This window comes from Myroides albus, assembly GCF_009711045.1.
Lineage (GTDB): Bacteria > Bacteroidota > Bacteroidia > Flavobacteriales > Flavobacteriaceae > Flavobacterium > Flavobacterium album_A.
The window spans coordinates 44,340-54,972 of the sequence record NZ_WMJX01000019.1 but is presented as its reverse complement, the minus strand read 5'-3'; the positions used below and the strand labels follow the sequence as shown (position 1 = coordinate 54,972).

Here is a 10,633-nt window from a genome sequence, read left to right as displayed (position 1 = left end):
AAAGTGCATAGTTTTAACTACAGTCTGCGACCAATAAAAGTAGACTTCTTTACTTTTCTACTAAACCCCTTCAATTCATTTCCATTCTTCTTTTCAAGAAAAACCCCATCTCCACCTGCTAACACATAAATAGTGTCGTTTCTTTCAAAATAATCGTAGTACTCTTTTTCATCTAAAATAGCAGTTCCTTTTCCGTCAAATTCTAAAGATGTATTATAAAAACTCCAAAAGGATTTGTTTTTATACTTTCCAACTAAATTATTTGAAGCTTTTTGCCCGAATGCAAAAACAGATTGTAAAATAATTACAAGTAATAGTAGTCTTTTCATGTCAATTCTTTTTTTCAAACTTAGGTAAATATATTAAATATTCGAAGAATCTTTACCTTTAGTTATAAAATTAAAAGAACAAAAGAACATTAGAGTCAATAGCAACTATTTATAATTACTTGATACTACACGAATCACCCTTACAACCAAAGTTAAAAAAAGCTTGTAAAAACAAATACAGAGCCGGTATCATCAAAACCCATAGCTCATTATCTATACTTTGAAAAACAATAAAAACTCCAAGGATTAATCGAATCCATCTTATTGCAGTCCATTGCTTAAAATAATTAATCATAACGTCTTTGATTTTCATTATCTACAAAACTAATCATTATAAAAATGGCAATATGTAACAATTGTTACTGTCAGACTATAGTAGATATAGTACTTTGGTCCAAGTAATAATTAATAACATTTATAGAGATGAAGAAAATAGTTTTGAGCTTAGCTCTAATTTTATCAATGAATACAATATCATTTGCATCAACTTCTATTTCAGAAAGTACAGAGAGTGTATTATTTCAAGAAACTAAGGGCAAAAAGTTTGCTATTCTTGTTCAGTCTACAAAAAACCTACGTTCATCTATAATGACGGCTTCAGAAATGATTAAAGATAATCCTGCTGTTAATTTTGAAATCGTTATAATGGGACAAATGGTACAAGAACTAAATAACGCAGAATTAAAACCTGAGTTAGACGCTGCTGATAAAGCTGGTATCAAACTAGTAGTTTGTGAATTTGCATTAAAAGTATACGGTGTTGAATTAAAAGATTTGCCTTCGTATTTTATAGGGACACCAAATGCTCATAAATATATGTTCCAATTGCAAGAGAAAAATTATAATACCTTATCAATATAAGTATTAAAAAAACTCACACTACAATTATCCATAGACTTATGTAAACTTTTGAAAGGGCTTTTTTTAAAAAAATGCCCTTTCTTTATTTTAAATTTAACATGAGTTAGCTTTGTTTTTTGTAATTTTAGGAGATAACCGTAAAAGAAATTCTAAAATGAAAAAGCTAATCTATTTATCCTTATTGCTATTGCCTATTTCTTCTATAGCAATTGCTAACAATACAGCAGCACATGCTACTACTGCTATCAATCAAAAAGCTACAAAGGAGTTCACTATTAAATACACGTCAGAATCAACCGATTTAACGCAAAAAGCAACAGAACTTTACCAACAACTGATCAGCTTTATTTCACAAGAAAACGAAGCGAAATCATTTAGAAGCGTCTCTTTCCTTACGCAAATTAATGAAAACACAAAAGAAATCACTATCAAAAACATACAATTTTCTCAAGAGAATTCATATGCAACTGCCTTGCAAAAATTACTCAAAAACGACAATGATGCAACAAAGATCTTAGAAGTGGATGGAGTATCCATTGAGGCTAATGAAGATACTAAAGAAATAGATTTAACTAAGGCTACTACTTTAGCCACTAACTTTGTAGAAGCTGTTAATTCTTCAAACTATGAAAAGGGAACTAACGTATCTTCAAGCATTGATATAGAGTACCACACTATTCAATAATAAAAATGTCCGATTATTCAAATCGGACATTTTTATTCTATACTTCACTTACGAGTGATTACAAACGCAATAATAGTTTTTCAACTTGAGCGCCGTCAATACTTTCATGAGATGTATTAAAAACTGCTTGTCCTTTTGAAACAATAAGGATTTGTGGTGATTGATGTTCAACCTTGAATACCTCTGCTATTTCTAAAGAAATTAAGCGATCAGCAACAACATCAACCATATAACAAGATACATGTGTTGAATTACTAAATGAACTTTGGAAATTCTTTAATGCAAACTTGCTAATAAAGCATCGTGTACTATTCTTAAAGATAACAACTGCCTTTTCTTGAGATTCTGCAATTAAATCTTCTAATTGTGAGCTTTTCGTTAATTGTATCCAGTCCATAGTTTCGATTATATTAAATTATTACGCTAAATTAAATAAAAATACACTACCCTCCTATTGTTTACCGTTATCTCCTGACTCTTTATACTCTATAGTCTTTCTTACTTCTATAACACTTAAAAATACAACCAATCCAAACAAGACAAAATGACACTAACAACGGCTAACAACCCCACCTATATATGACTTTTTGTCAATTTCTTGCAATAGTTTTCTCAAAAATTATGTCAATTAGACCATTTAGGTACATTGGAACATCTATTGCTTAAGTTATAACACAACAAAAAAAATACGCTTAATTATGAATTTGAACAATTTTACAATAAAATCACAAGAGGCTCTGCAACGTGCACAGGTAATTGTACAAGGGGCTGGCCAACAACAAATAGAGAATGAACACATTTTTAAAGCTATTCTTGAAGTAGATGAAAATGTAACCCCATTTATTCTCAAAAAGCTAAATGTAAATCTTGATACCTTCAAAAAGGTCTTAGATGCTACAATAGAAAGTTTTCCAAAAGTAGCTGGGGGACAAATGAGTTTATCACGAGAAGCGGGTGTAGCTGTAACAGAAGCACAAGCTATCGCAACAAAGATGAAAGACGAATTTGTTTCAATAGAGCACTTAGTATTAGCTATTTTTAAATCAAAAAGTAAAGTAGCTCAAATATTAAAAGATCAAGGTGTAACTGAAAAACAATTAATAGCTGCCATTGAAGAAATTCGAAATGGAGCAAGAGTTACATCAGCATCAGCAGAAGACACATACAACTCTTTGAATAAATATGCTAACAACTTAACTCAATTAGCCAATGAAGGTAAGTTGGACCCAGTAATAGGTAGAGATGAAGAAATTAGACGTGTATTGCAAATCTTAAGTCGTCGTACTAAAAACAACCCTATGTTAATTGGGGAACCTGGAGTTGGGAAAACAGCTATAGCTGAGGGATTAGCGCATCGTATTGTACAACAAGACGTTCCTGAAAACTTAAAAGATAAACAAATCTTTGCCTTGGATATGGGAGCACTAATTGCAGGTGCAAAATACAAAGGTGAGTTTGAAGAGCGATTAAAATCTGTCGTAAAAGAGGTTACTTCTGCTGAAGGAAATATTATTCTATTTATCGATGAAATACACACCTTAGTAGGTGCTGGTGGTGGTGAAGGTGCTATGGATGCAGCAAATATCCTAAAACCAGCTTTAGCTAGAGGTGAATTGCGCTCTATAGGAGCAACTACACTTGATGAATACCAAAAGTACTTTGAGAAAGACAAAGCTCTTGAAAGACGTTTCCAAAAGGTTGTCGTAGATGAACCTGATACAGAAAGTGCTATTTCAATCTTGAGAGGTATTAAAGAGAAATATGAGGCTCATCATAAAGTAAGAATTAAAGATGAGGCAATTATCGCAGCTGTCAATTTATCTGAAAGATATATTACCAATCGTTTCTTACCTGATAAGGCTATTGACTTAATGGACGAAGCTGCTGCTAAATTGAGAATGGAAATCAACTCTAAACCTGAAGAACTCGATGTGTTAGATCGAAAAATCATGCAGTTAGAGATTGAGATTGAAGCAATCAAAAGAGAGAATGACGATGAGAAATTGAAATCTCTGGGACTTGAACTTGCTAATTTAAAAGAAGAACGCAATGAAATCTTTACTAAGTGGCAGGGTGAAAAAGAAGTTGTCGATCGCGTTCAAAATATTAAACAGCAAATAGAGGCTTATAAACTGGAGGCCGAAAAAGCTGAACGTGAAGGTGATTATGGTAAGGTAGCGGAGATTCGATATGGCAAAGTCAAAACGGCACAAGAGGAGCTTGAACAAGCACAAAAGCAATTAGACGAAAACCAAAGTGGTCAATCACTTATCAAAGAGGAAGTGACAAGTGAGGATATCGCTGAAGTAGTTGCGAAGTGGACTGGAGTTCCTGTTGCAAAAATGCTACAAAGTGAAAGAGAAAAACTCTTACACCTTGAGGACGAACTACACAAACGCGTTATTGGTCAAGAAGAAGCGATTGAAGCAATTAGTGATGCTGTGCGTAGAAGTCGTGCTGGGTTACAAGATCCGAGAAAACCAATTGGTTCATTCCTATTTTTAGGAACAACTGGTGTAGGTAAGACAGAACTTGCTAAGGCACTTGCAGAATATCTATTTGATGATGAAAACGCCATGACTCGTATTGACATGAGCGAATATGGAGAAAGACACAGTGTGAGTAGATTGGTAGGAGCGCCTCCAGGATACGTAGGTTATGATGAAGGTGGTCAGTTAACTGAAGCTGTTCGAAGAAAACCTTACTCTGTTGTACTTTTAGATGAGATCGAAAAAGCACACCCAGATACTTTTAATATCTTATTACAAGTATTAGATGAAGGACGCTTAACAGATAACAAAGGTCGTTTAGCTGATTTTAAAAACACAATCATTATTATGACTTCTAATATGGGAAGCCATATTATACAAGAGAAATTTGAATCTATTTCAAATGTAGAACAGGCCTCAGAGGAAGCAAAACAAGGAGTGCTTAATGAATTAAAATTAACAGTGCGTCCTGAATTTCTTAACCGTATTGATGAGATTGTAATGTTTACACCATTGTCGAAAGGTAATATCCTCAACATTGTAGATATTCAGTTGAAAAATGTCATCAAGATGTTGAAACAACAAAATATCATTATGGAAGCGACACCAGAAGCTAAGGAGTTTTTAGCAGATAAAGGATATGATCCTGAGTTTGGTGCGCGTCCAGTTAAGCGCGTTGTTCAAAAAGAAGTTTTAAACCGCTTATCAAAAGAAATACTTGCTGGGCATGTAAAAGCAGATAGTATTATACTATTAGATTCATTTGACAATGAATTAGTTTTCAGAAACCATGAAGCTTAATAGCTTGTTTATAAATTCGTTTTTACAATAAAATAGAGGTTGCTCAATGAGCAACCTCTATTTTTATTATCAATTAGCCTCTTGCTTTGATACTCCACGTAAACAAAAACTTTGCTACTACATCACCTTGTTCGTCCTTAGCAATTGTTGTCAATGGGATTACTACTCCTTCTTTTGTTTCTATTGCTCTTTGTATTGCCTCGTCAATTTTTTGTCCTTCATCGCAGGTAAATGTAATTTTACCAACTGCTTTTTTAGTAAACTCCATCTCGTTCTTCACAACCAAAGAAGCTATATTCTGACCAGACATTTTAATTTTTGTCAATAGCATTAAGCCTCCCGAAAACTCAGCAGCCATTCCCTGTACTGCCCAAAACATACTCTGAAATGGATTCTGATTTAAAAAGTCAAACTCTACATATGTTATCACTTCGTCTTTTTTAAAACTTTCTAAGCGAACACCTGCAATCCAAGCAATTGGAATTTGCGTTGTTAGAATTTGTTTAAATGTCTCTTGATTCATATTCTATTATTTATTTTTCAGTTAATTAAGTTACTAATCTAAAAGCTCTCGCTTATCCTATGTAATTAGAATTTTAATGATTCTAAAATTTCTTTATTCTTGCACAGAGATTCTTTATACTCTCCTTTTAGTTGCTCTACCAAATCCCTGACTGTCAAAACACTTGTAATTCCAGCTGTCCCATGGCCTGCAGACCAAATATCTTTCCATGCTTTGCTATTTGCCGCAGTCAATTGAGAGAAATCTTCTTCTTTTTTGACACTAAGATCTAAACCTGCTTTCTCGATACTTGGTTTTAGAAAGTTTGCATTTACCCCTGATACGCCATCTGTATACATTATATCATCAATACCTGAATCTACGATCATTTGCTTATATTCATCTACTGCATCACATTCTTTTGTTGCTATAAATCGCGTTCCCATATAAGCAAAATCAGCTCCGATATTCTGTGCTGCTAAAACATCACTCCCCTTATCTATACTTCCCGCCAAAAGCACTACTCCATCAAAGAAACTCTTTATCTCCGCTATCAGTGCAAAAGGGCTTGCTGTACCTGCATGTCCTCCAGCTCCCGCAGCTACACAGATTAAACCATCTACTCCTGCCTCAGCTGCCTTTTCTGCATGGCGCTTTTTGATAATATCGTGAAAAACTAATCCTCCATAACTGTGAACTGCATCTACTAAGTCTTTGACAGCTCCTAAAGAAGTAATGATAATAGGTACTTTGTACTTAATACAAAGCTGTAAGTCAGGCATTACTCTTGGATTTGTCTTATTGACAATGATATTAACTCCAAATGGTGCTGGCTTCTTCCCTGTCTCTCTTTCAAACTTGTCCAGTTCTGTCGTAACTTCTATAAGCATTTGTTCAAAATCTTCTGTACTTCTACCATTCAAAGCTGGAAAAGTTCCTACTATTCCATTCTTACAGCTCTCTATCACTAATTTGGTTCCAGAAACAATAAACATTGGGGATACTACAATAGGTAATACTACCCTATCTTTTAACTCTTGTATTGTCATAATTAATTTATCGTTTTTTTTAATTGTGTAATTTAATCTAAAATAACAAGATTTCTAAACATATCCACTCTATTTTTGATTGAAAATCCCCTCATTTCAAGCTTTTAACACATAAACACACCTACTTTCTTACCTTGAAGGAAAGGAAGCACAAATTACCTACTCATTTTGATCAAAACACTTGATAGTATATCTCTAATTATTTTTTTACTTTGCAAGGTAAAATAAACAATGATAGATTAAATTTAATATGAAAAAACTAACATACGCTTGTTCCCTTGTACTCTCAGTGATGTTATTGGGTAGTTGTAATCAAAAAGCAACAGAAAGTAAAACTGAAGCCAAAACCGAAGAAGCTACTCCTACAGTAGAGAAAGATGAAGCTAAATCGGAAAAAGAATCCCTTTCTCAACCTTATAATGAGGAAGAAGATGCAGATGAGAAATTAAACGAATTAATCGCACAGGCAAAAAAAGAAGGAAAGAAAGTTTTTGTACAAGCGGGAGGAAACTGGTGTATCTGGTGTTTGAGATTCAATGATTTTGTTCAAAAAACAGAAGAACTTAAATCTATTGTAGATAAAGAATACGTGTATTACCATTTGAACTATTCAACTAAAAACAAGAACAAAGAGGTATTTGATAAATATGCGCCTGAGGGAAAGAAATTAGGTTTTCCTTTCTTTTTCGTGATTGACCAAGAAGGAAAAGTAACTAATATCATCAACTCTGTAGACTTAGAATTAGACAAAGGATATGATGTTGAGAAAGTAAAACAAATGTTTTTAGACAACGCCTTATAAACAAGAAAAAGAAACTCTCGATTGAGAGTTTCTTTTTTTATACCTCATACAACAACAACCTTCTCATCTCCGTATCCTGTATATCAGGAAGTTCCCAATGGGATATAAACTGTTCCATCATCTTACGCCCTCTATCCTCAATGCTATACTTATCCCATGTTTCATAACTCAATATTTCTTTCTCGAGCTCTGTAAGTCTATATTCGTGCTTAACTGCATTTTCTATTTTATGCTGGATTCTTTCAAAACTACTGGGTTCATAGCGATTAAAAGCCAAAATCATATTTCCCAATGAATAACTATACCTATCGCGATTCACTTTTTGCATGCTATTAATATCCTTGTAGGTACTTCGTTCTTCATAATGCCCTTCTTCTGGATATATTAGATAAACTTTAGGGTCTACATGACTTAACCCTCCTCCATTTAATTCTTCGATTGTCTTTAAAAAATAGTCTAAACCCGCCCAGGTTTTGAAGCGATTACCTTTGTGAATGTGATTGATTACCTCTTTCCATCTAAAGTGACTAACTCGTTGTTCCAACAGTACATTTATCAAATATTCATTGGTATGAGCCCTACCTCTTAAATAATAAAAATTAATATCTCTAAAAGTATCTTCTAAATTCAAGTTGGAATTATTGCCCTGCAATAAAAAGCACATAATATTATGTCGTTCTATTGCAAATAATAACCGCTCAATCTGATCTAACTTTTGCTGAACACTATAGTCTGTTTCCTCACCTGATTTCTGTGGTAAATCACGCATAAAAATAGACAATATTAAATTCAACATATACTTTCCATATCCCCTTGGAAAATTGTTTATCCTTAGTAGTGACTTTTGCAAAGCAACTGTGTAGTGAAAGTCAAAATCAATATCTGTATCAACTGCATAAGGATTATTGATAAAATACCACAAAACAACAGCTTTCTTCATACTTCCCAACCACTCGTTCAGTACTTTATAATCGACATAATTAATTAGCTCATTATCCTTTTCCAATTGAAAATCTACTGTAAAAAGTTGCTTTTGATAAGACTTAAAATCATTAGAAACCATAGTCGAATTAGAAAAATACAGAAGCCAAAACGCTTTTAAGAAGGCATCATCATCCATAGCCTGCGATGGATTCCTCCCAAGCCACTTATAAACTTCCAACCAAGCTTGATTCACTTTCTTCCTACTCCGATCTATAGTAGAAGAAACAGTTAACTGTTTCGATACAATGTACAATACCCGATTCTTTAAACGTTCCAGGCTTGACAATTGCTTTCCTCTAAAATTTAATGTTTCAAAAACCATAGAAACATCTAATGGACGTTCTTGAGACTCGCTCAAATCCAGAATAGAGAAAAGTAAATGCTTTGTAATCTTATTAATCCAGACTTCAACTTCTACCTGAGAAAGACTTTTAACTTGTTGATAAAAATAAGTCTTTGCTATGGATAAATTATGCGTGTATAGTGTTTCAGTTTCTTCGACCTGGTAGTCTTTCTCTGAAAAAATCTCTCTAATCAAGTAATTGTGTGACGGCACATCAATGTGATAACCAAAAATATACTTATTGACCTCGTTCTCTCTATGTCTAAAATAAGTATTTTCTAAGGCTGCTTTTAACTCTACATTATCTAAAACATTCACAAGTTCAGACAATAAAATCAACAAAGTAGTCAAACGCTGCTGCCCATCTACTATATTACAACCCGTATAAAATTGTCCTTTAATCAAAAGTTTGTTACTTCTAACTGTAAAACCTTCTTTGCGAATGCTTTCAAAATCTGCTGTAGTAAATGCATTTAGCGTTAAAATACCAGTGAAGTGAAATGTATTTCGATGATGATGTGTATTATAAAGATCATACCACAATTCGCTCAACTCTTTCTTTGTCCATGAATATCCTCTCTGATAATCGGGTATCCTAAAAATTCGGTCCTTAAATACTTCTTCAAATGCAATAATATTCATCCCTCAATTTGCTAAAAAATGCAGGCAAAAATAACTCAATTCGCCCTCTTTAGCTATATTAATTTGTTAACTTTTAAAAGTGTTATGATTGCAATATCTAAAGCTAATATTGAGAAGTTTAGCAATTATAGAAGATACAAAATTAATATGTCTTTTCCAATGTCTCTTATCATACTTTTTGTTGTCATATAACCCAATATTTGTAATATAAAAATATAACAACCTAAAGTAGAAACACTATGAAACAAAGAGTTCCAGTATCTCAGATTATGGCTAAAGTATTAATAGCTGTACCATCAACAAAAAAAATTAGTGAAGTAAATCAACTGTTTGCCGACTATAATATCCGACATATACCAGTAGTTGAATCAGAAAAACTCATTGGAATTATCAGTGTCAATGATATTCTAAAAATAGGATATAGCAACGCTGATATGGATAAAGACGCACTAAACGATATTTACGATGCCTATAAGCTCGAAGATATCATGACTAAAAATCCATTAGTTGTTACAGAAGACACAATCATTAAAGAAGTAGCTGAACTATTTTCAAAACAAAGATTCCACTCACTACCTATCACGGACAAAGCAGGAAAATTAGTTGGAATAGTCACAACTACAGATTTAATAAATTATTTAATTGCGCAATACTAATTGAACAATTCACACCTTTTTCAAGGTATAAAATGTATTTCAACGAAAAAAGACTATCACTGTTTGTGATAGTCTTTTTTACATAACTTCATTTCCCCTATTGAGAACAAAGTTAATTCAAGAGTTACCTCTATCAATATCTAAACTCTGTAACACCACACAAAAAGTATAAGCAACCCAAAGAAAAAAATCTTCTTATCCCTAAAATAATTGTGAATACATCCGTTAGAACTGCAAACTGCTTTGTCCCAATGTATCACACAAGTCTAATTACAATACTTCCACGTTATCCATCAAATTTCCGAAGCACTTATACACTCACTTACCACAAAAAAAGCGATACATTCTTGCGTCTTTCACTCAGTTTTCTTGCAGCATCCTTGCAGTTTTATAGGCGAAAAGGTGTGTTTTCCCAAGGAAACCCCAAGCAAACTGCAAGAAAACCCCAAGGAAGTGCAAGCATTACTACACCAATTCACGACCAATGAGG

10 protein-coding genes are annotated in these 10,633 nt (G+C 33.3%); 5 read left to right on the top strand and 5 right to left on the bottom strand.

Annotated elements, in window-relative coordinates; all coding sequences use genetic code 11:
• Positions 1-17 precede the first annotated feature (17 nt).
• Positions 18-329, bottom strand: a complete 312-nt coding sequence (locus tag GJV76_RS09960; RefSeq protein WP_155092468.1) for a hypothetical protein — start codon at positions 327-329, stop codon at positions 18-20.
• A 423-nt stretch (positions 330-752) separates the two neighbouring features.
• Here GJV76_RS09960 and GJV76_RS09955 point away from each other — a divergent pair, with 423 nt between their 5' ends.
• Together GJV76_RS09955 and GJV76_RS09950 are read left to right on the top strand one after the other, a co-directional pair.
• Entirely contained in the window at positions 753-1,190 is a 438-nt protein-coding gene (locus GJV76_RS09955; RefSeq protein WP_155092467.1) for a hypothetical protein, read from the top strand.
• Between the two features lie 154 nt (positions 1,191-1,344).
• Positions 1,345-1,875 (top strand): hypothetical protein, encoded by a 531-nt coding sequence (locus GJV76_RS09950; RefSeq protein WP_155092466.1) that lies wholly within the window; start codon positions 1,345-1,347, stop codon positions 1,873-1,875.
• A 58-nt stretch (positions 1,876-1,933) separates the two neighbouring features.
• Here GJV76_RS09950 and ytxJ read toward each other — a convergent pair whose 3' ends face one another.
• Positions 1,934-2,272 (bottom strand): bacillithiol system redox-active protein YtxJ, encoded by a 339-nt coding sequence (gene ytxJ / locus GJV76_RS09945; protein ID WP_155092465.1) that lies wholly within the window; start codon positions 2,270-2,272, stop codon positions 1,934-1,936.
• Positions 2,273-2,573: 301 nt separating this feature from the next.
• Here ytxJ and clpB point away from each other — a divergent pair, with 301 nt between their 5' ends.
• A complete protein-coding gene (gene clpB / locus GJV76_RS09940) occupies positions 2,574-5,165 on the top strand; it encodes an ATP-dependent chaperone ClpB (RefSeq protein ID WP_155092464.1) in 2,592 nt (863 codons plus the stop codon).
• 73 nt (positions 5,166-5,238) lie between these two features.
• On the opposite strand, the gene GJV76_RS09935 is transcribed toward clpB, so the two are convergent.
• Positions 5,239-5,688 carry a DUF4442 domain-containing protein gene (locus GJV76_RS09935; protein ID WP_155092463.1) on the bottom strand — a complete coding sequence of 150 codons (450 nt, stop codon included), beginning with the start codon at positions 5,686-5,688 and terminating at the stop codon, positions 5,239-5,241.
• A gap of 65 nt (positions 5,689-5,753) precedes the next feature.
• Positions 5,754-6,716: an NAD(P)H-dependent flavin oxidoreductase gene (locus tag GJV76_RS09930; RefSeq protein ID WP_155092462.1), complete on the bottom strand. Its 963-nt coding sequence runs from the start codon at positions 6,714-6,716 to the stop codon at positions 5,754-5,756.
• A gap of 250 nt (positions 6,717-6,966) precedes the next feature.
• Here GJV76_RS09930 and GJV76_RS09925 point away from each other — a divergent pair, with 250 nt between their 5' ends.
• Positions 6,967-7,518, top strand: a complete 552-nt coding sequence (locus GJV76_RS09925) for a thioredoxin family protein (RefSeq protein WP_155092461.1) — start codon at positions 6,967-6,969, stop codon at positions 7,516-7,518.
• 37 nt (positions 7,519-7,555) lie between these two features.
• Here the strand turns inward: GJV76_RS09925 and GJV76_RS09920 are convergent, their stop codons facing one another.
• A complete protein-coding gene (locus GJV76_RS09920) occupies positions 7,556-9,487 on the bottom strand; it encodes a DUF262 domain-containing protein (protein ID WP_155092460.1) in 1,932 nt (643 codons plus the stop codon).
• Between the two features lie 239 nt (positions 9,488-9,726).
• On the opposite strand from GJV76_RS09920, the gene GJV76_RS09915 reads away from it, so the two are divergent.
• On the top strand, positions 9,727-10,143 hold the full coding sequence (locus GJV76_RS09915; RefSeq protein ID WP_155092459.1) for a CBS domain-containing protein: 417 nt from the start codon (positions 9,727-9,729) through the stop codon (positions 10,141-10,143).
• The last annotated feature ends 490 nt before the right edge of the window (positions 10,144-10,633 follow it).

What these genes read in the sequence shown, in the direction of transcription:
- GJV76_RS09920 (WP_155092460.1), bottom strand. Translation starts at nt 9,487, where the DNA reads ATGAATATTATTGCATTTGAAGAAGTATTTAAGGACCGAATTTTTAGG.
- GJV76_RS09950 (WP_155092466.1), top strand. Translation starts at nt 1,345, where the DNA reads ATGAAAAAGCTAATCTATTTATCCTTATTGCTATTGCCTATTTCTTCT.
- GJV76_RS09930 (WP_155092462.1), bottom strand. Translation starts at nt 6,716, where the DNA reads ATGACAATACAAGAGTTAAAAGATAGGGTAGTATTACCTATTGTAGTA.
- GJV76_RS09925 (WP_155092461.1), top strand. Translation starts at nt 6,967, where the DNA reads ATGAAAAAACTAACATACGCTTGTTCCCTTGTACTCTCAGTGATGTTA.
- GJV76_RS09955 (WP_155092467.1), top strand. Translation starts at nt 753, where the DNA reads ATGAAGAAAATAGTTTTGAGCTTAGCTCTAATTTTATCAATGAATACA.
- GJV76_RS09935 (WP_155092463.1), bottom strand. Translation starts at nt 5,688, where the DNA reads ATGAATCAAGAGACATTTAAACAAATTCTAACAACGCAAATTCCAATT.
- GJV76_RS09960 (WP_155092468.1), bottom strand. Translation starts at nt 329, where the DNA reads ATGAAAAGACTACTATTACTTGTAATTATTTTACAATCTGTTTTTGCA.
- clpB (WP_155092464.1), top strand. Translation starts at nt 2,574, where the DNA reads ATGAATTTGAACAATTTTACAATAAAATCACAAGAGGCTCTGCAACGT.
- ytxJ (WP_155092465.1), bottom strand. Translation starts at nt 2,272, where the DNA reads ATGGACTGGATACAATTAACGAAAAGCTCACAATTAGAAGATTTAATT.
- GJV76_RS09915 (WP_155092459.1), top strand. Translation starts at nt 9,727, where the DNA reads ATGAAACAAAGAGTTCCAGTATCTCAGATTATGGCTAAAGTATTAATA.